Annotated in this window: 18 protein-coding genes; 5 read left to right on the top strand and 13 right to left on the bottom strand. The window is 60.1% G+C overall.

Annotated features, from left to right (window positions below):
* Positions 1-27 precede the first annotated feature (27 nt).
* From pepN to CKW17_RS01755, 6 genes are read right to left on the bottom strand one after another with little or no spacing between them, the layout of a single operon-like run.
* The gene (gene pepN / locus CKW17_RS01780; protein WP_095118430.1) at positions 28-2,685 is read right to left on the bottom strand and encodes an aminopeptidase N; all 2,658 of its coding nucleotides are present in this window, start codon (positions 2,683-2,685) and stop codon (positions 28-30) included.
* A 10-nt stretch (positions 2,686-2,695) separates the two neighbouring features.
* Positions 2,696-3,526, bottom strand: a complete 831-nt coding sequence (locus tag CKW17_RS01775; protein WP_095118429.1) for a DUF2797 domain-containing protein — start codon at positions 3,524-3,526, stop codon at positions 2,696-2,698.
* On the bottom strand, positions 3,523-3,783 hold the full coding sequence (locus CKW17_RS01770; protein ID WP_007919229.1) for a YeaC family protein: 261 nt from the start codon (positions 3,781-3,783) through the stop codon (positions 3,523-3,525). The genes CKW17_RS01775 and CKW17_RS01770 overlap by 4 nt, the downstream gene beginning before the upstream one ends.
* A gap of 32 nt (positions 3,784-3,815) precedes the next feature.
* Positions 3,816-4,685, bottom strand: coding sequence for a rhomboid family intramembrane serine protease (locus CKW17_RS01765; protein ID WP_095118428.1), 870 nt, complete (start codon positions 4,683-4,685; stop codon positions 3,816-3,818).
* The gene (locus CKW17_RS01760; protein ID WP_007919225.1) at positions 4,682-5,653 is read right to left on the bottom strand and encodes a metallophosphoesterase; all 972 of its coding nucleotides are present in this window, start codon (positions 5,651-5,653) and stop codon (positions 4,682-4,684) included. Before CKW17_RS01760 ends, CKW17_RS01765 begins: the two co-directional genes overlap by 4 nt.
* Positions 5,653-6,543 carry an NAD(+) kinase gene (locus tag CKW17_RS01755; RefSeq protein WP_003224174.1) on the bottom strand — a complete coding sequence of 297 codons (891 nt, stop codon included), beginning with the start codon at positions 6,541-6,543 and terminating at the stop codon, positions 5,653-5,655. Before CKW17_RS01755 ends, CKW17_RS01760 begins: the two co-directional genes overlap by 1 nt.
* Positions 6,544-6,658: 115 nt before the next feature.
* Between CKW17_RS01755 and CKW17_RS01750 the strand changes: the two genes are divergently transcribed.
* The gene (locus CKW17_RS01750) at positions 6,659-7,609 is read left to right on the top strand and encodes a DUF1853 family protein (RefSeq protein ID WP_095118427.1); all 951 of its coding nucleotides are present in this window, start codon (positions 6,659-6,661) and stop codon (positions 7,607-7,609) included.
* Between the two features lie 104 nt (positions 7,610-7,713).
* Here CKW17_RS01750 and CKW17_RS01745 read toward each other — a convergent pair whose 3' ends face one another.
* Positions 7,714-8,997: an arsenic transporter gene (locus CKW17_RS01745; protein ID WP_095118426.1), complete on the bottom strand. Its 1,284-nt coding sequence runs from the start codon at positions 8,995-8,997 to the stop codon at positions 7,714-7,716.
* 153 nt (positions 8,998-9,150) lie between these two features.
* A complete protein-coding gene (locus tag CKW17_RS01740; RefSeq protein WP_038366013.1) occupies positions 9,151-9,708 on the bottom strand; it encodes an NADPH-dependent FMN reductase in 558 nt (185 codons plus the stop codon).
* Positions 9,709-9,892: 184 nt separating this feature from the next.
* On the opposite strand from CKW17_RS01740, the gene CKW17_RS01735 reads away from it, so the two are divergent.
* On the top strand, positions 9,893-10,123 hold the full coding sequence (locus tag CKW17_RS01735; RefSeq protein WP_095118425.1) for a hypothetical protein: 231 nt from the start codon (positions 9,893-9,895) through the stop codon (positions 10,121-10,123).
* Between the two features lie 85 nt (positions 10,124-10,208).
* Positions 10,209-11,102, top strand: coding sequence for a LysR substrate-binding domain-containing protein (locus CKW17_RS01730; protein ID WP_095118424.1), 894 nt, complete (start codon positions 10,209-10,211; stop codon positions 11,100-11,102).
* On the opposite strand, the gene CKW17_RS01725 is transcribed toward CKW17_RS01730, so the two are convergent.
* The 5 genes from CKW17_RS01725 to CKW17_RS01705 all read right to left on the bottom strand — a co-directional run bounded on the left by CKW17_RS01725 (position 11,068) and on the right by CKW17_RS01705 (position 16,423).
* The gene (locus tag CKW17_RS01725) at positions 11,068-11,682 is read right to left on the bottom strand and encodes a GNAT family N-acetyltransferase (RefSeq protein WP_095118423.1); all 615 of its coding nucleotides are present in this window, start codon (positions 11,680-11,682) and stop codon (positions 11,068-11,070) included. The two genes, CKW17_RS01730 and CKW17_RS01725, sit on opposite strands and share 35 nt — an antisense overlap.
* 14 nt (positions 11,683-11,696) lie before the next feature.
* Positions 11,697-13,952, bottom strand: a complete 2,256-nt coding sequence (locus CKW17_RS01720; protein ID WP_095118422.1) for an Orn/Lys/Arg decarboxylase N-terminal domain-containing protein — start codon at positions 13,950-13,952, stop codon at positions 11,697-11,699.
* A 189-nt stretch (positions 13,953-14,141) separates the two neighbouring features.
* A complete protein-coding gene (gene dnaQ, locus CKW17_RS01715) occupies positions 14,142-14,900 on the bottom strand; it encodes a DNA polymerase III subunit epsilon (protein WP_095118421.1) in 759 nt (252 codons plus the stop codon).
* Between the two features lie 203 nt (positions 14,901-15,103).
* Positions 15,104-15,574, bottom strand: a complete 471-nt coding sequence (gene rnhA / locus CKW17_RS01710) for a ribonuclease HI (protein ID WP_007910572.1) — start codon at positions 15,572-15,574, stop codon at positions 15,104-15,106.
* A gap of 90 nt (positions 15,575-15,664) precedes the next feature.
* Complete coding sequence (locus tag CKW17_RS01705) at positions 15,665-16,423, bottom strand: class I SAM-dependent methyltransferase (RefSeq protein ID WP_038366031.1); 759 nt, start codon at positions 16,421-16,423, stop codon at positions 15,665-15,667.
* A 66-nt stretch (positions 16,424-16,489) separates the two neighbouring features.
* Between CKW17_RS01705 and gloB the strand changes: the two genes are divergently transcribed.
* On the top strand, positions 16,490-17,257 hold the full coding sequence (gene gloB / locus CKW17_RS01700) for a hydroxyacylglutathione hydrolase (protein ID WP_095119011.1): 768 nt from the start codon (positions 16,490-16,492) through the stop codon (positions 17,255-17,257).
* Between the two features lie 99 nt (positions 17,258-17,356).
* The gene (locus CKW17_RS01695) at positions 17,357-18,820 is read left to right on the top strand and encodes a transglycosylase SLT domain-containing protein (protein WP_007910577.1); all 1,464 of its coding nucleotides are present in this window, start codon (positions 17,357-17,359) and stop codon (positions 18,818-18,820) included.
* Positions 18,821-18,855 lie beyond the last annotated feature (35 nt).

Raw genomic sequence — 18,855 nt, 5'->3', positions numbered from 1 at the left:
AGCTGGAACACCGACTCCAACACACCATCAAGCCAAGCTCTTGCTCACCACCTCATACACATCACTCGACAACTGCCCCGACGCCCGAATCCGCTCCAGCTCGCCCTTCATCAACGCCTGACGCGCATCGTCATATTTGCGCCAGCGAGTCAGCGGTGCCAATTGGCGAGAAGCAATCTGCGGGTTGAAGCCGTTCAGCTCGATGACCAGATCCGCGAGGAAGCGATAGCCGGAGCCATCCGCCGCGTGGAAGTTGATCAGGTTCTGCCCGGCAAATGCACCGACCAGCGCACGCACCTTGTTCGGGTTCTTGATGTTGAACGCCGGGTGCTGCATCAACGCTTTCACCCGCTCCAGACCGCCGGGCAAGGTGCTGCCGGCCTGCACGCTGAACCACTGATCCATGACCAGCGGGTTGTCCTTGAAGTGCTCGGCGAAACTGGCCAGCGCCAACGCCTTCTGCTCTTCAAATGGCGAGTTGACCAACACCGCCAGCGCCGTCAAGCGCTCGGTCATGTTGTCGGCCGCTTCGAACTGCTCCAGCGCCGCTGCCAGTACTTCCGGCTTGCCGCTGAGCATCAGGTACGACAGCGCAATGTTCTGCAGCGCGCGACGAGCAAAGTGCTCGGCCTCGGCCACATACGGGGTCTTTTTCGACAGATCACGGTTGGCTTGATAACGCAGCCACAGCGCTTCGAACAGACCTTTCGCCAGTTGCTGACGCGCGAACTCACGGGCGATATGGATCGCATCGACATCCGCCACTTCGCTGATTTCAGTGAGGTACGCCTCACCCGGCAACGACAGCATTTCAGCGACCATCGCCTGATCCAGCGATTCGTCCGACAGCACCGTACGCAGTGCCGAGACCAGACGCGGATCGAGCTTCAAGCTCTCACCCTTCTGCTGCTGACCAATCAGCTCTTGCAGCACTTGCACCGACAGTTGCTGGCCGGCATCCCAGCGGTTGAAACCGTCGCTGTCATGCTGCATCAGGAACATCAACTGATCGCGGTTGTACGGGAAGCTCAGTTTCACCGGCGCCGAGAAGCCGCGCAGCAGCGATGGCAGTGGCTGTTCAGCGATGTCGACGAAGGTGAAGGTCTGCTCGGCTTCGGTTACCGAGATCACGCGGGTGGTGCCTTGCGCCGTGGCTTCGCCGCTCAGGCGCAGGGCAATCTCGTTGCCTTTGCTGTCGAGCAGGCCGAGTTCGACCGGAATCACGAACGGCAGTTTTTCAACTTTGTCCGGGGTTTCCGGGCAGCTCTGGCGGAAGGTCAGGCTGTAGGTTTTTGCGGCAGCGTCGTACGACTCGCTCACGGCCAGACGCGGTGTGCCGGCCTGGCTGTACCAGCGCTTGAACTGGGTCAGGTCGACGCCGTTGGCATCTTCCATCGCCTTGATGAAATCGTCGCAGGTGACCGCTTGACCGTCGTGACGCTCGAAGTACAGATCGCTGCCCTTACGGAAGCCTTCGGCGCCGAGCAGGGTGTGGATCATGCCGACCACTTCCGAACCCTTTTCGTACACGGTCAGGGTGTAGAAGTTGGAGATCTCGATGAAGCTGTCCGGGCGCACGGCGTGAGCCATCGGGCCGGCATCTTCGGCGAACTGATGGGTACGCAGATAAGCCACGTCCTGAATGCGCTTGACCGTGGCCGAGTTCATGTCGGCGGAGAAGCCGGAATCACGGAATACGGTGAAGCCTTCTTTCAGCGACAGCTGGAACCAGTCGCGGCAGGTCACGCGGTTGCCCGACCAGTTGTGGAAGTATTCGTGGGCGACGATTGCTTCAACGCGCTGGTGTGCAGCGTCGGTCGCGGTTTCGGCGCGGGCCAGTACGGCGCTGGAGTTGAAGATGTTGAGGCCTTTGTTCTCCATTGCGCCCATGTTGAAGTCGTTGACCGCGACGATCATGAAGATGTCCAGATCGTACTCGCGACCGTAGACCTCTTCGTCCCAGCGCATCGACTTCTTCAGGCTGGTCATGGCGTGCTGGCACTTGTCGATGTTTTCCGGCTCGACATAGATGCGCAGCGCAACGTTGCGGTCGGTCATGGTGGTGAAGCTGTCTTCTACGCACCACAAGTCACCGGCCACCAGCGCGAACAGGTACGCCGGCTTCATGAACGGGTCTTCCCAGGTTGCCCAGTGCCGGCCGTCTTCGCCCGGGCCACTGGCAATCGGATTGCCGTTGGAGAGCAATACCGGATAGCTGTGCTGTTCGGCGACCACGGTGGTGGTGAACTTGCTCATCACGTCCGGGCGGTCGAGGTAATAGGTGATCTTGCGGAAACCTTCGGCCTCGCACTGGGTGCAGAACATCGTGCCGGACTTGTACAGGCCTTCCAGTGCGGTGTTGGTTTCCGGGTGGATCTTGACGCTGGTGTCGACCGTGAAGGTTTCGGCGGTCGGCTGCAGAGTCAGATGGTTTTCAGACAATTGATAGTCAGCAGCGCCAAGCTCTTTATCGGCCAGGGTCACCGAGAGCAATTCCAGCTGCTGGCCGTCGAGCACCAACGGCGGCAAGCCCGGGCCACGTGCCGGGTTGCGGCGCATGACCAACTGCGCGTGCACCAGGCTGTGATCCTCGAACAACTCGAAGGTCAGGTGTGTTTCGTCGATCAGGTACTCGGGCGCCTGATAGTCCTTCAGGTAAATCATCTTCGGTTGTTCGGTGCGCATGCTGGGGTCCTTATTGATGCACGGCGAGCTGATAAGCCGTGTACTTGCGAATATTGATCACGCCGGTATCGAAGATCAGGTACTGGCCTTTGATGCCCAACAACGTGCCTTCGGCAATCGGGTTCTTGTCCAGGTTGAAGCTGACGATTTTCGCCGGGTATTGCTCGACCGGATAGCGGATTTCGAGAGGTTCTACATCGGCAATCGTCTGAATAGCTTGTAGGCCGAATCGCTCTTGCAGGCCTTGCAGACCTTCGGCGCAACTGTCGAACAGCTGATCGCGCACCTGCGCCAGATCGACCGCCGCCGCATCGCCTTTGAGTAGCGCGCGCCAGTTGGTTTTGTCAGCCACTTGACTGCGGAACAGATCTTCAACGAAACCGGACTGCTGCCGCGTGGCAACGCGCATGATCGGCAACGCCTGACACGCACCCTGATCGATCCAGCGAGTCGGCAGCTGCGTAGCACGAGTGATGCCAACCTTGATCCCCGACGAATTGGACAGGTAAACCACGTGGTCGGTCATGCAGAATTTCTCGCCCCACTCAGGCTCGCGGCAGGTGCCGGCCTCATAGTGGCAGCGCTCCGGGCTCATGATGCACAGGTCGCACTGCGCCAGTTTGGTCATGCACGGGTAGCAATAGCCCTGACTGAAACTGGTTTTGGTCTTGCGCCCGCAATGGGTGCAGTGGATCGCCCCCAGGTACTCCAGACGCACCGTGCTGCCGATCAACGGGTTGACCGGCACCTCGACGTCATCCAGACGAAACGCGTATTGCACATTCGGCCCGTCCAGGCGCGCCGACATTTTGCTGATTGCACCGCGGCCAATCTCGATCAATGGATGGCATCCGACTTGAACAGGATGTTCGGCACTTCGATCGACTTCGACGCACATTCCTGCGGGCCCATGTAACCGGTGCGCTGGTCTTCAGGCAGGTTCTGGATTTCCCAGGCGATCATCGCCTGCAGCGACAGCTCGCGCTGCTCGGCGGTGAGCTTGCCACCGTCGGACCATTTGCCGATTTCCACGGCCAGTTTCAGACTCTCGTAGATGTCCGGGGTAATGTTGTTGATCATGTCGTTAAAAGAGGACATCAGGGTCTCCGTGCTCTTTATCTACTGAAATTTTAGGCGGCCAGTTTACGGCGGTTATACAAACCGCCCAACAAACCGGTGAAGCATCCGATGAGTAACCCGCTGACATGCGCGGCGTTGGCGATTTCGCCGAAGCCGATCACCGAGATCAGCCCGGACATGCACACCAACAACCAGATCAGCATCATTGCCAGTACACCACGCGGCAGACGATAGGCCGGGTTCGGCGACAGCAGCTGGAAGATCCAGCAATGCCCGAGCAAGCCGTAAAGTACGCCGGACAGACCACCGAACAAGGTCGCGCCGCTCCAGACAAACTGCGCGTAGTTGGACACCAGACTGAACAGCAGCGTCAGGCCGATCAGGTTGATACTGCCCTGGCGCGACTCGATGCGCCGGCCCAGCTCCCAGTACCACATGCCGTTCATGGCCAGGTGGAGGATGCCGAAGTGAATCAGCATCGGCGTGACCAGCCGCCACCACTGCCCCGCCGCCAGACTGTCGGCCAACGGCGTGAAATGGATGTACTCGCCAACTACCTGAAAATCGAGGAAGGTCAGCCAGCGCAGGGTTTGCAGGTTCTCACCGAGGTAGGTCAGCCCGCCAACGATCAGGCACAACAACAGGATAAACCCCGTGGCCTTGGCGTATTTCAGTTGCTCGACAAAGCTCGGCCGCTTGAAGGTCGGCGCGACGGGGATGTCCATTTGCTGATCGGGATCGCCCGCCGGGAAGCGCTCGTACAGCGAGCGCACGTCTTCGCTGATTTCCGCCGGCGCCCACAGCACCTGTTCGCCGGCCTCTTCGCTGACCCGATGCGGGACCTGCATACGTTGCAGCAGTTTGACGAAACCGCTCAAGTCCACCGCCAACGGCAGACGCAATACCGCTACCGCACTCATTGCAGCACCTCCGGCCGCTCGACATCGACCCAGACAAATTTATGCGGATCCAGACGGGTTTCCTGATCCAGACGATAGGCGACCAGTTTGCCGTAGAGCACCGCGCTGTAATCCAGACACGCGAGGTTCGGGCGGATCGGCGCCGGTTTGCCGCTGCGCCAATAGTGGCCGACGAACAGCAACGGCTCGTCGACGCCGTAGCGCAGCAGGTTGTTTTTTTCGCTGGAGGTCAGCGGCTTCTGCGCCACCGGGTCTGGCAGTGCATCAGGCTGAAAGACGATATCGCCGTAGGTCTTCGGATCGTCTTCCCAGAACTTGGTGCGGAAGAACGACCGCACCAGACCATCGCCGCTGGTCATGGTCAGACCATCCGGCAGGCGCATGTCGGTGCCGCGCAACAGACGGTCAAACACGGTGCAGGCGAAGCTGTCCGGCACCGCCGAGGCCTGCAGGAAGTGTTCATCGATGCAGCCATTGGGGAACAGCGCGCGTAACGGCTCGATCAGGCCGGCATCCCAGCAGGCGTGGACGACGCGGAAGCGGCCGGCGTCGACAAACAGCGGCAGTTCATAGAACCAGCGCTGGAAATCGTGCCAGTCGCCGGGATGGTCTTCGAACTGGGTCAGGGTTTCGTGCAGCAGGCGCGCATGGCGCGGCGTGTGTTCGCGGACGAACTGCTTGCCGCTGCCCGGTAGCGCCGGCGTGCTCCAGCCCAGCGCGTTGAATTCGTGGTTGCCCATGATGCACAAGGCCTGACCGGCCTCGACCATGTCGTGAACGATGTGCAGCGCTTCGCGAATGCGTGGGCCACGGTCGATGATGTCGCCGACGAACACGGCCATGCGCGATGGATGCCGCCAGACCCCGCCCTGCTTGTGATAACCGAGACGGTCCAGCAAGTGTTCGAGGGTCAGGGCGCATCCGTGCACGTCACCAATCAGGTCATAACTGCGCGCGGGATCGAGCATCAGTCGCCTCCACCGCCCAGCTTGCTGCCCCAGCCGAGCTTGGTGCGGCAGACTTCGTAGTAGTTGTGATCGAGCGGGTGAATCAGGCGCAGCTTCTGCGCTTTCTTGCTGACGGTGATGGTGTCGCCCGGCGCGCAGGTGAAATGGTTCTGCCCGTCACAGGAGACTTGCGGGTAAATCTGCATGTTTTTCGACACGACGATTTTCAGCTCACTGTTGCCATCGACCACAATTGGCCGGCTCGACAACATATGGGGGTACATCGGCACGATCACAATGGCATCGAGCTTGGGATGCATGATCGGCCCGCCGGCGGACAGTGCGTACGCGGTGGAACCGGTCGGCGTGGCGACGATCAGGCCGTCGGCCTTCTGGCTGCAGACAAACTGGCCGTCGATGTACAACTCGAACTCGATCATCCGCGTCGATTTGCCGGGGTGCAGCACCACGTCGTTGAGCGCATCGCCCTGACCAATGGCCTCGGCGTGGCGGCGCACTTCAGCCTGCAGCAGGAAGCGGTTTTCCACCAGATAGTGGCCGTCGAGTACCTTGGCGACTTCGACTTCCAGTTCGTCCGGGCGAATATCGGTGAGGAAACCGAGGCTGCCACGGTTGATCCCCAGCACCGGAATATTGTGTTTGGCCAGCGCTCGCGCGGCGCCGAGCAGGCTGCCGTCACCGCCGACGACGATGACCATGTCGCAGACTTCGCCGAGCATCTTGCGCGACGAGGTCTGCAGCCCGTGGCCCGGCAGCACTTCAGCGATGGTGTCTTCGAGGATCACATGCAGGTGACGATCGAGCAGAAACCGTTTCAGTCGGCGGACGGTATCCAGCACCTGGGAACTGCCCAGGCGACCGATGATGCCGATATTACGAAATTGCTCCATGGGACCTCTGCGGACAATCGAAAACGCGAAAAGCACGATTATGGGCGAAAGCGCCGGTTAGACAAAATCCTTTCAGCCTCAAGGGTGTGCTCGTGTTTACGGCTATGCTCGCAAGATGATCCTATTTCCCGACTTGCTGCAGTTGCCCCACCAATTACGCCACCCGGAAGTGCGCGATCTGGCGTGGGTGATCCTCGCCCCGCCGATGCTCGCCACCACGCCGTGGCCGCAGCGTCATCCGCTGGCGGGCAGCGATTGGGTGCACGATCCAGAGCGACTGGAACACTGGTTGCGCCAGCTCGACCGCGACAGTTATGGCTTGCTGCATTGGTTGTCGCAGGCGCGCACACGGCGCCTGGGCCTGTATTACGAGCGGCTGTGGCAGTTTGCCGTGGAGCATGCACCGGGCATCGAGCTGATCGCCGCCAACCTGCCGATCCGCCGCGAAGGCCACACCCTCGGCGAACTGGACATGCTGCTGCGTGACCGCGATGGCGTGCATCACCTGGAGCTGGCGATCAAGCTTTATCTCGGCCCGCAGAATGGCGACGGTCGTGATGCGGCGCAGTGGCTGGGGCCGGGCTGTCATGATCGGCTCGATCGTAAACTGGCGCATCTGGCCGAGCATCAGTTGCCGATCTCGGCGCGTCCGGAAAGTCGCGAAGTGCTGGCGGCGCTGGATATCCAGGTGTTCAGTGCGCAACTGTGGCTGGGCGGTTATTTGCTGTACCCGTGGCCGGGACAGGCTGAATCACCGAACGGTGCGCATCCGCAGCATTTACGCGGGAGCTGGTTGCATCAGAAGGATTGGCCGGCGTTTGTCGCGCAACGTCCGGCCGGACGCTGGCAACCCCTGCCCCGCCACGCTTGGCTGGCGCCGGCGCATTATCCGGCGGATCAGACCTGGACGTTGGAGCATTTACGGATCTGGCTGGAAGATCTTGAACCGCTGGCCCCGGCGCAGCTGATGGTGCGCCTGATCGAGAATGCGCGGGGGGAATGGGAAGAGGCGGAGCGGTTGTTTCTGGTGTCGGATCTTTGGCCGAATGTCCCCGGCCAGGCCTGAGCTTTTGTAGTGTTGGTACCGGCCCCATCGCGAGCAGGCTCACTCCTACATTGGAATGCGTTCCCCTGTAGGAGTGAGCCTGCTCGCGATAGGGTCACCTCGGTCTAAAGTGAAAGCCGCAAAGCCAAAGCCGCCAACGTCACCAACAACACCGGCACCGTCAATACAATCCCGACCCGGAAGTAATACCCCCAGCCAATGTGAATGCCCTTGCGCTCCAGCACATGCAGCCACAACAACGTCGCCAGACTGCCAATCGGGGTAATCTTCGGCCCCAGGTCACTGCCAATCACGTTGGCGTAAATCATCGCCTCCTTGACCACCCCACTTGCCTGGCTCGCATCGATCGACAACAAACCAATCAGCACCGTCGGCAAGTTGTTCATGATCGATGACAGCAACGCCGTCAGCACACCTGTGCCCATTGCTGCGCCCCACACACCATGACCGGCGAAGACATCCAGCCAACCGGCCAGATACCCGGTCAGTCCGGCATTGCGCAGGCCATACACCACCAGGTACATGCCCAGCGAGAAAATCACGATCTGCCAAGGCGCTTCTTTCATGACCTTGCGCGTGGAAATCTTGTGGCCGCGGGCGGCGATTCCCAACAACAGCGCGGCGCATACGGCGGAAATCGCACTGATCGGAATGCCCAGCGGCTCAAGCGCAAAACAACCGATCAACAGGATCGCCAACACCGCCCAGCCCGTATAAAACGTGGCTTTGTCATGGATCGCGGTTTCTGGATGCTCAAGCTGCTCCGGGTCGTAAGCCTTGGGAATGTCACGGCGGAAAAACCACAGCAACATGCCCAGCGTTGCCGCGACGCTGACAAAGTTCACCGGCACCATCACCGCTGCGTAGCGGTTGAAACCGATGTGAAAGAAGTCTGCCGAGACGATGTTGACCAGGTTCGACACCACCAGCGGCAGGCTCGCGGTATCAGCGATAAATCCCGCGCCCATGACGAAGGCCAGCGTCGCCGCCGGGGAAAAGCGCAGCGCCAGCAACATCGAAATCACGATCGGCGTGAGGATCAGCGCCGCACCGTCATTGGCGAACAACGCCGACACCAGCGCGCCGAGCAGCACCATGAAGGCAAACAGCTTGCGCCCACTGCCGCGCCCCCAGCGCGCCACGTGCAATGCGGCCCAATTGAAGAACCCCGCCTCGTCGAGCAGCAGGCTGATGATGATCAGTGCGACGAAAGTGCCAGTGGCATTCCAGATGATCTGCCACACCAGCGGGATATCGCTCAGGTGCACAACGCCGAAGATCAACGCCAGCACCGCGCCAAGCGTCGCACTCCAGCCGACGCCGAGGCCTTTGGGCTGCCAGATGACAAGGGTAATGGTCAGCAGGAAAATCAGTGACGCAGCGAGCATCCGCAACAGCCTTAAATTGAAATGGGGTTATGAAGCCAACACAAAACCTGTAGGAGTGAGCCTGCTCGCGATAGCGGACTGTCAGTTACCAATTGGTCGACTGACACACCGCTATCGCGAGCAGGCTCACTCCTACATTGTTCCGTGTACAGGTTACTTCTTGTGTTGCTCTACGAATTGTCCGTAGGCATTGATAAAACTCTGCAGAAAAGGTTTCACCGATTCGCTCAACTTGCCCGCCTCGTCAAACGCCGAACCCGCGCCGCCCAGATACGCTTCCGGCTGCTGCATGCACGGCACATTGAGAAACACGAACGACTGCCGCAGATGCTGGTTGGCACCGAAACCACCAATGGCACCCGGCGATACACTGATCACCGCCCCCGGCTTGCCACTCCAGACGGCTTTGCCATAAGGCCGCGAACCGACGTCGATGGCATTCTTCAGCGGCGCCGGCACCGAACGGTTGTATTCGGGCGTGACAAACAGCACCGCGTCGGATGAACCCACTTTTTGTCGAAAAGTGCTGTAGGCTGCCGGCGGTGAATCGCCGTCGATGTCTTCGTTATAAAGTGGCAGATCGCCAATTTCGACAATCTCAAGCTTGAGGTTCGCCGGGGCCAGCTCCGCCAGTGCCAGGGCGACTTTGCGATTGATCGAAGCTTTGCGCAGGCTACCGACCACTACAGCGACGTTGTAGACATTGCTCATGGAAGAACTCTCGATGGTCCGTGGGAGGAGCCCGTAGTTATAGATGATCCGGTGACGATTCCACCAGCACCCGAGGTAAATTCCCGCGTGTTGATTATTTTTTTCCTGTAGGAAAACTTACAGGCCTTGATGGCGGTCTACCAAGCCGCAAATCAAGCGTTTTATCTCCAGAGGTTCTAAGCAGATGGCAGCAGTACTGGTCGGTCAGTTCCATGCAAGAGATGCGGAAGGCCGCGTTTATTCCGTGCATGAGTTCCAGGAATCCAACCCGTCGGCAGACGGTTCCACTGGCTCGGAGCCGATTTACAAGTTGGCCATTGGCGATCGCGTCAACAAGGTCAACGAGAACGAGTTTCTCCTGGTTCAGTCAGGCATCACCCTGATCCGCGAACCCGAGCCAACCGTCGCTTCATAACTGGCCGTTATGAGCAGAAGTCATATGCGCAGACTTGGGGTAGGATTCAGCCACTGACCCCACCTGCTGAACATGGACTTCACGCATGCGTTTACGTCATATCGAAGTGATTCAGGCGCTCTTGCAGACCGGTCATCTGGGCACCGCGGCCGAATGGCTGCAGTTGCCGGTGACCGAGGTCGAAGAGCGTTTGCGCGAAGCCGAGAGTCAGTTGGGGTTCATGCTGTTCGCCAGCGTGCGCGGGCGCCTGCAATCGACGCCCGAAGCACGGGCGTTGCAGGTGGAAATCGCTCACGTTTATGAAGCGTTGGAACCCGTGCAACGGCTGGCCAGCAGCCTCAAGCAATACCTCGCCCCGCCCCTGCGCATCATCGGCACCCCGCCGCTGGCGCAACAATTATTGCCCCAAAGCCTCGCGGCCCTGCGCCGACGCCTGCCGGATGCACCGTGCAGCCTGCTCAGTGCGCCGACCCGCGATATCGTTCGCAGCCTGTTGTTGCGCGAAAGTGATCTCGGTCTAAGCCTGCACGACCCCGAACATCCCGACATTGATTGCCGGCCACTGGCCCAGGGCAAGCTGCAACTGCTCGCGCCCCACGGCTGGTTGCAGCCGAAACAGAAATACATGTCCCTGCAGGATCTCGCTGGCCAAGCCATGGTCGGCCTCGAAGGCCAGGACCCATTGAGCCCGGCACTGGAAAACAAACTCCAGGCGTTGCACCCGGCACCGAGCATCCAGACCCGCGTACAAACCCATCAGATGATGCGCAGCATGGTCGAGGCCGGCGAAGGCCTGGCCATCGTCGACCCGTTCACTGCACTGGGCGCACGCTCTGCCGGGCTGGATGTCTGCCCGCTGTCGCCGGCCGTGCCGATCAGCCTCTACGCGCTGACCTTCAAGCACGCCGCGCCGTCGGCGGCGATTCAGACGTTACTGGCAATCATCACGGAACAAGCCGAGGCGATGCTGGCGAGCTGAGCGAGTTCTCCAGCGGATTATCGAACAATCGATACCAGAACAACGCCACTTCGGCGGTGTTCGGATCAATGCCGCGATAGCGCAACTGGTCCACGCCACCAATCACGTAGCCACAACGCTCATACAATCGACAGGCGCCGAGGTTGTTGTTCTGGGTTTCGAGCATGATCCCCGGCAGCTTTTTCTTGCGACTCCAGAACTGCGCGACATCCAGCAACGCCTTGGCCACACCATGGCGCCGAGCCGGCGCATGCACCGCCAGCTCATCGATGTGCGCAAAACCGTTCCAGTTGGTGCTGATGACCAGATGGCCAACCGGCTCATCGTCGAGATAGGCCATGAAAATCGCGCTGTCCGGCGCGTTGTGGAAAGCGCTGAACTCTTCCGGATCAATGCCGTAGCACTTGCGGTACGGCACGATCGGCGTCACCCGCCATTGCTCGACAGGCTGGCCAATCACGGCGGTGCCATAGGCGGCGACCTCGAAACTGAAGTCGCTGCCCCAGATATACGGCGCAAAGCCTTCGTCGGCGACGCGCACCGAGAGCCCTGGGTATTTCGGATTCATGACCGGTTGCATACTGGGAAAAGTCCTCATTCCTTGACGCAATCGACGGTGTACTGCCGTCCATTGCCTTCATCTTCGTGCTGCAATCCATGCACATCCGCGACAAAACCGGGGAAGCTGCTATCGAACGTGCGAGCAAATTTCAGGTAATCAATGATCGAGCGGGTCGCCTCAGTGAAGCGTTCACCGGGCATGATCAATGGAATGCCCGGTGGATACGGTACTAGCATGACCGCAGCAATCCTGCCTTCCAGCTCATCGATCGGCACCGCCTCGACTTCGCCGCGCACCAGATGATCGTAGGCGTGAGCCGGTTTCATGGCAATTTCCGGAAGCACGGTGTACATGCGTTTGAGGTGTTTGGCTGTGGCGTTGCTGCGGTAGCAGGCGTGCAATTGATCGCACAGATCGCGCAGGCCCATGCCGCGATAACGCGCGGTGTCTTCTTGCGCCACGCACGGCAGGCAAGTTTCCAGACGCACGTTGGCATCGTAGCTGCGTTTGAATTCGAGCAATTCGGTGAGCAGCGTGCTCCATTTGCCTTTGGTAATGCCCATCGAGAACAGCACCAGAAAGGAATACAGGCCGGTTTTTTCGACAACCAGTCCACGCTCCCAAAGAAACTTGCTGACCACCGCCGCCGGGATGCCCTTCTCGCTCAGCGCACCGCCGGCGTTCAACCCCGGCATCACCAACGTGACTTTGATCGGGTCGAGCAAGACGTAATCGTCACTGACTTCGCCGAAGCCGTGCCACTCGGCGTCCGGCTGCAATAACCAGTCTGCGGTCTGCACGCGGTCGATGCCTTCTACGCCCGGCGGCTGCCAGATCGAAAACCACCAGTCATCGGCGGCAATGTGCTGGCGCAGATTGGCCAGCGCGCGACGGAAGCTCAGCGCTTCATCGAAGGTTTCCTGCAACAGCGAACGCCCGGCCGGGCCCTCCATCATCGCCGAGGCAACATCGAGTGAGGCGATGATGCTGTACTGCGGCGAGGTCGAGATGTGCATCATGAACGCTTCATTGAAACGGTCGCGGTCGAGTTGCCGGGCACCGCCGTCCTGCACATGAATCATCGACGCCTGACTGAAGGCGGCAAGCAGCTTGTGCGTGGAATGCGTGGTGAACACCAGCGGACTGTCGTCACTGCGCGAAGTGGCCATGCCGTAGCGCCCGGCGAAGAATTCGTGAAACGCCGCGTAGGCGTACCAGGCTTCGTCGAAATGCAGGACCTCAACGCTGTTGCCGAGGCTTTGCTTGATCAGCTCGGCGTTGTAGCAGAGGCCGTCGTAGGTCGAGTTGGTAACCACGGCGAGTTTGACTTTCGGCGCACGGCCCTTGGTCAGCGGGCTGGCATCGATCTTCGCCTGAATCGATTCGCGGCTGAACTCGCTCAGCGGAATCGGCCCGATAATCCCCAGCTCATTACGCTCCGGGCACAGGTACAACGGGATCGCGCCGGTCATGATGATCGCGTGCAACACCGACTTGTGGCAGTTGCGATCGACCAGTACCAGATCGTCGCGCGCGACCATCGAATGCCAGACAATCTTGTTGGCGGTCGAGGTGCCATTGATCACGAAAAAGGTGTGATCGGCGCCGAAATTGCGTGCCGCGCGTGCTTCCGCTTCAGCGAGCGGCCCGGTGTGATCGAGCAGCGAACCGAGTTCCGGCACCGACACCGACAAATCCGAACGCAAGGTGTTTTCGCCAAAGAACTGGTGAAACGCCTGCCCCACCGGACTCTTGTGATAAGCCACACCGCCGCCATGACCGGGGGTGTGCCAGGAATAATTGGAGTCGGCGGTGTGCTGCACCAGCGCCTTGAAAAACGGTGGCAGCAAGCCGTCCAGATACTTGCGCGCTGCGCGGGCGACTTGCCGGGCGAGGAACGGCACGGTGTCTTCGAACAGATAGAGAATGCCGCGCAGTTGATTGAGCTCGGCCATGGCATCGGCCGGCGCGTTTTCCAGGGTGACTTGCTCGCCGAGGGCGAAGATTGGCAGATCCGGCGCCCGCACTCGCGCCAGTCCGATCAATTCAGCCATGTTCTGCAAAAGGTGCGAGTTGGTGCTGGCGTCCTCGGCGGCGATCAGCATGCACGCGAGGCCATGATGGGTCGACGCGACCAACCGCCCTTCGGCGTAGTCGATGGCCGAAACGATATTGAAACCTTCCTGCTCCAACTCCCGGGCGATGCCACGGATACGGTCACCGGCGACCGTGTCGGCCTTGATATCGCGATGGACGATCAACACCGGAAACTTCAAATCTTTGTACATGAGGCTCAGTGTCCTGAGGCGGCAGGTTTGCAGCTGCCAATGCACTCAGGGTAGAGGGTTGCAGCGAAAGTGGCGAGGGTGGCCAGTTGGCTTCATACCGGCAGAAGCAAAAGATCGCAGCCTGCGGCAGCTCCTACATTGAAATGTGATCCCCTGTAGGAGCTGCCGCACGCTGCAATCTCTTGATCTTCAGGCCTGCGCGTCGGCTTCGGCGATCTGCGTCCACATCGCCGGTCCACCGGCAGACTTGGCGATAATCTCCAGCCGCACCTGATGCGCCGCCAGTTCATCTTCAGTCGCACGAATGATCCGCGCAGGCTGGCGATCGGCCGGCAAGCGACGAATCTCGGTCGCCGAGTTGTCCGCGCCCTCACCCGAGCCATTGCCATCCGACGCGTTGCCGGCCAGCGACAGACTGGTCTGGCCGCCGGTCATGGTCAGGTAGACGTCGGCGAGAATTTCCGAGTCGAGCAAGGCGCCGTGCAATTCACGGCCAGAGTTATCGACACCGTAACGTTTGCACAAGGCATCGAGGCTGTTGCGCTGCCCCGGGTGACGTTCCCGGGCCATCATCAGGGTGTCGAGGATCGAGCAGTGCTGGGTGATGTCGGCGCGATCCTGCTGGCCCATCAAGGCGAATTCGTTGTTGATGAAGCCAACGTCGAACGCCGCGTTGTGGATGATCAGCTGCGCGCCCTTGATGAACTCGAAGAACTCATCGGCGACTTCGGCAAAGCGTGGTTTGCCGACGAGGAATTCGTTGGTGATGCCGTGAACGCCGATGGCGCCTTCATCACTCTCGCGATCCGGTTGCAGGTAAACGTGAAAATGCCGGCCCGTCAGGCGCCGACCGATCAGTTCGACACAACCGATTTCAATGATCCGGTGACCATCGGTCACCGGCATGCCGGTGGTTTCGGTATCGAGTACAACGGATCTGGTGGCCATCAGTGTTCAGCTCTCAACGGGTCGATCTTGCAAAAAACGCGGATATTAGCACGCTCGGTGGGGTGTTTCAGGTGGACCGTGTTGCGCCCTTCGCGAGCAGGCTCGCTCCCACATTGGAATGCATTCCAATTCAGGGAAGGGGCATCAGATCTGGAATGCATTTCCCTGCTCGCGAAGGGCCGCACCACGGTTCAGAAGCGAAATCAGCTCTGCTTGTAACCGCGCACTTCATCCACGCCACGGTTGGCCAGCTGGTCCGCCCGCTCGTTACCGTGATGGCCAATGTGCCCACGCACCCATTTCCAGGTGACCTTGTGGCGGTTGACCTGCTCGTCCAGCTCTTTCCACAGATCAGCGTTTTTCACGGGTTCTTTCGCTGCGGTTTTCCAGCCACGCTTCTTCCAGTTGGCCATCCACTCGTTGATGCCCTTCATCACGTATTGCGAGTCGGTCACCAGCAGCACTTCACACGGACGCTTCAAGGCTTCGAGGCCCCGAATCGCACCGAGCAGTTCCATGCGGTTATTGGTGGTGTTGGCTTCGCCGCCCCACAGTTCCTTTTCGACGCCCTTGCACACCAGCAAGGCGCCCCAGCCGCCCGGGCCGGGGTTGCCCTTGCAGGCACCGTCGGTGAACAGTTCTACGGTGTCGACGCTTTCAACGCTTTCGCTCATGCCACTCTATCCAGAAAAATGCCTGTCTTGCCGATCACGGATCGACAATGACCAAGGCCGGGACATCCCCGGCCAAAAATAAAAGAAGGTTTACGGTTCGATGCGCCGGCGATTGACCTTGGCCATCGGCAGCGGAATCAGCTTGCCCATCGGCTCGCGACGTTCCTGACGTAACGGCCGCAGCCCGACCACGATCTTGCGCGCAACCAATAAATAGAAGCCGCCGCCCGACAGTTGCCAGTCACCGGCCTTGCGTTCCCAGCCGGCCAGACGGGCCTGCCACTTGGGTGACGCGAGCGGCGGACGATAGCACCCGAAGCGGCGTTTCTCCAGCGCAAAGCCGAGCAGATTGAGCCAGTCGGCGACCCGCGACGGCGAGATGCAGCGCGCCTTTCGCAAGGCGTCGTGGGCGAAAACATGGCGCAAGCCCCAGGTGCTCCAAGGGTTGATGCCGATGATCAGCAAATGCCCGCCGGGACGCACACTGCTCGCCGCTTCACGGAGCAAACCGTGGGGCGACAGGCAGAAATCCAGACCGTGCTGCATCACCACCACGTCGGCGGCATGCTCGCTCAACGGCCAGGCCTGCTCTTCGCAGACAATCTCGACCCCCGGCAACGGCGCACCGAGGCGCACATTGCGCTGCACTTGCGGCGCTGCCGGCGGGGTTTCGGCCGATGGCCCGTAATGCACCAGATAACCGCCAAAGAATCGGCCCAACTCGTCTTCGAGCATGCGCCGCTCTTCATCGAGCAGAAATTGCCCGAGCGGGCCGGACAGCCATTCACGGGCTGCACCGATCAGGGCCAGCCAGTCAGGATCAGCCTGTGCGAACGCTTTATCACTCATCGCATTCTCCAAAGCGCCAGGAACTACTAAGATGCGCCAATGTTTTCCGCTTGGCGAATTCCGACGATGATACAGATCAGTGCCCTGCCCGCGTTCACCGATAACTACATCTGGTTGTTACAGGATCACCGCACCCAGCGCTGCGCGGTGGTCGACCCGGGCGATGCCGCGCCGGTTCAGGCGTGGCTTGACGCGCATCCGAGCTGGGTGTTGAGCGATATCCTGATCACCCACCATCACCATGATCACGTCGGCGGCGTCGAACGCCTGAAAGCGCTGAGCGGTGCGACAGTCTTCGGTCCGGCCAGCGAAAGCATTCCGGTGCGCGATGTGGCGCTCAAGGACAACGACACAGTCAGCGTGCTCGGCTGGGACTTCGACGTCTATGCGGTGCCCGGTCACACCCTGGGACACATTGCCTACTATCACCACGGTCTGCTGTTCTGCGGCGACACGCTGTTCGCTGCCGGTTGCGGCCGTTTGTTCGAAGGCACACCGGAGCAAATGCACCACTCGCTCAGCCGCCTCGCCGCGTTACCGGAAGATACGCTGGTCTACTGCACTCATGAATACACCTTGAGCAATCTGAAGTTTGCCGCCGCCGTCGAGCCAAGCAATCCGCACATTGCCGCCCGTCTGGAAAAAGTCACCCAGCAACGGCAAAACGGCGTGATGACCCTGCCCTCGACCCTCGCTCTGGAAAAGCTCACAAACCCGTTTTTGCGTACCACTGAAACATTAGTTACACAAAAAGTGGACGAACGGGCAGGCGCTCAAAACCGGGCGCCGAGTGAGGTATTTGCGGCTCTGCGGGCCTGGAAAGATACGTTCTAAGTGACCCAGCACTTGATACAAAAATTCTGAATGGTTGACCTAGGGGGGTGCGCTTTCTAGAATCGCCCGACATTTTTGCCCGGAACTTACTTCCAGCCAATGTCGTCATCCATACGTAAGTCCGTCAATTCAGACGCATTGACCCGCCTGGCGCAAGCCATCGCGGTGGCTGTGTCCGCCACGCTGGCGGGCTGTTCCAGCCATGCTCCGCAGACTGAAGCGACCCATACGCCGAACATTGCTGCGCGAGCCAAGCAGAAGCCGATCTGGCTGACCGAAAAGCCCAGCCCACAGGTTCCTCAGGATATCTGGGAACGCATGCGCCAGGGCTTTCAGCTGCAGGAAGGCCTCGGCGTCAACCCGCGCATCGAGCAACAGCGCCTGTGGTTCGCCAGCAATCCCTCTTTTCTCGAGAATGCCGGCGAACGCGGCAGTCTCTATATTCACTACATCGTCGAACGCCTCGAAGAACGCAACATGCCGCTGGAACTGGCCCTGTTGCCAGTGATTGAAAGCGCCTACAACCCGATGGCCTATTCCCGGGCCGATGCAGTCGGGCTGTGGCAATTCATTCCTTCCACCGGGCGTTACTTCAACCTGCGTCAGACCCGCTTCTATGATGGCCGGCGCGATATCACCGCCTCGACCACCGCTGCGATGGATTACCTGACCCGTCTGCACGACATGTTCAACGGCGACTGGCTGCTGGCCCTGGCCGCATACAACGCTGGTGAAGGTACGGTCAGCCGCGCGATCGAACGCAACGAAAAGCTTGGCCTGCCAACCGACTACTGGAACCTGCCGCTGCCGGCGGAAACCCAGGCCTACGTGCCGAAGCTGCTGGCATTGTCGCAAGTGGTCCTAGCGCCGGAAGCCTACGGCGTCAACCTCAACCCGATCGCCAACGAACCGTACTTCCAGGTCGTCGAAATCAACCAGCGCATGGACCTGTCGAAGGTTGCTGCGGTGGCCAATATCGACGAAGACGAACTGTTCCAGCTCAATCCGGCCTTCAAGCAACGCACCACCATCGACGGTCCTCAGCATCTGCTGGTGCCAACGTCGAAGGCGCAATTGCTCACCGCCAGTTTGCAGACCATGCGACCTGACGAGCTGATCAGCCCGCGTTCGCTGAAACCGGTGTTCGAGGGTGCTGACCCATCGGAAGTGGCCAAGCTCAAGCGTGCTTATCGCGTGAAGCGTGGCGACAACCTCGGCTCCATCGCCAAGGCCAACAAGGTCGAAGTCAAGGATCTGCAGCGCTGGAACAAGCTGACCGGCAAGAACCTTAAGGTTGGTCAGACGCTGGTGATGCAAGACACCACCAAACGTGCGCCGGCTCGCAAGTCTGGGCGCGTCAATACAGTGATTGCGGCCAACAGCAAGAGCAAAGGTAAGGACGACAGCGCGCAGCAGACCCAGTACAAGGTCAAACGCGGCGATACGCTTTATGTCGTGGCCAAGCGTTTCAACGTTGAGATGCAGCATCTCAAGCGCTGGAATCCGGGTGCGGGTAAAGCGTTGAAGCCGGGGCAGATGCTCACGGTTTATCAGCCGCACTGATCGAAGAGCCCCTGAGTTTGCAGGGGCTTTTTTTT

Origin of the sequence: Pseudomonas sp. Irchel s3f10, from assembly GCF_900187515.1 — a bacterium.
GTDB classification, from domain to species: domain Bacteria; phylum Pseudomonadota; class Gammaproteobacteria; order Pseudomonadales; family Pseudomonadaceae; genus Aquipseudomonas; species Aquipseudomonas tensinigenes.
The sequence above is the reverse complement of the archived record's forward strand: the minus strand, read 5'-3'. Positions and strand labels throughout refer to the sequence as shown.

Excerpts from the sequence above, each read along its gene's own strand:
- pepN (WP_095118430.1), bottom strand. The coding sequence starts at position 2,685 with ATGCGCACCGAACAACCGAAGATGATTTACCTGAAGGACTATCAGGCG.
- CKW17_RS01770 (WP_007919229.1), bottom strand. The coding sequence starts at position 3,783 with ATGTCCTCTTTTAACGACATGATCAACAACATTACCCCGGACATCTAC.
- CKW17_RS01765 (WP_095118428.1), bottom strand. The coding sequence starts at position 4,685 with ATGAGTGCGGTAGCGGTATTGCGTCTGCCGTTGGCGGTGGACTTGAGC.
- CKW17_RS01760 (WP_007919225.1), bottom strand. The coding sequence starts at position 5,653 with ATGCTCGATCCCGCGCGCAGTTATGACCTGATTGGTGACGTGCACGGA.
- CKW17_RS01755 (WP_003224174.1), bottom strand. The coding sequence starts at position 6,543 with ATGGAGCAATTTCGTAATATCGGCATCATCGGTCGCCTGGGCAGTTCC.
- CKW17_RS01750 (WP_095118427.1), top strand. The coding sequence starts at position 6,659 with ATGATCCTATTTCCCGACTTGCTGCAGTTGCCCCACCAATTACGCCAC.
- CKW17_RS01745 (WP_095118426.1), bottom strand. The coding sequence starts at position 8,997 with ATGCTCGCTGCGTCACTGATTTTCCTGCTGACCATTACCCTTGTCATC.
- CKW17_RS01740 (WP_038366013.1), bottom strand. The coding sequence starts at position 9,708 with ATGAGCAATGTCTACAACGTCGCTGTAGTGGTCGGTAGCCTGCGCAAA.
- CKW17_RS01735 (WP_095118425.1), top strand. The coding sequence starts at position 9,893 with ATGGCAGCAGTACTGGTCGGTCAGTTCCATGCAAGAGATGCGGAAGGC.
- CKW17_RS01730 (WP_095118424.1), top strand. The coding sequence starts at position 10,209 with ATGCGTTTACGTCATATCGAAGTGATTCAGGCGCTCTTGCAGACCGGT.
- CKW17_RS01725 (WP_095118423.1), bottom strand. The coding sequence starts at position 11,682 with ATGCAACCGGTCATGAATCCGAAATACCCAGGGCTCTCGGTGCGCGTC.
- CKW17_RS01720 (WP_095118422.1), bottom strand. The coding sequence starts at position 13,952 with ATGTACAAAGATTTGAAGTTTCCGGTGTTGATCGTCCATCGCGATATC.
- dnaQ (WP_095118421.1), bottom strand. The coding sequence starts at position 14,900 with ATGGCCACCAGATCCGTTGTACTCGATACCGAAACCACCGGCATGCCG.
- rnhA (WP_007910572.1), bottom strand. The coding sequence starts at position 15,574 with ATGAGCGAAAGCGTTGAAAGCGTCGACACCGTAGAACTGTTCACCGAC.
- CKW17_RS01705 (WP_038366031.1), bottom strand. The coding sequence starts at position 16,423 with ATGAGTGATAAAGCGTTCGCACAGGCTGATCCTGACTGGCTGGCCCTG.
- gloB (WP_095119011.1), top strand. The coding sequence starts at position 16,490 with ATGATACAGATCAGTGCCCTGCCCGCGTTCACCGATAACTACATCTGG.
- CKW17_RS01695 (WP_007910577.1), top strand. The coding sequence starts at position 17,357 with ATGTCGTCATCCATACGTAAGTCCGTCAATTCAGACGCATTGACCCGC.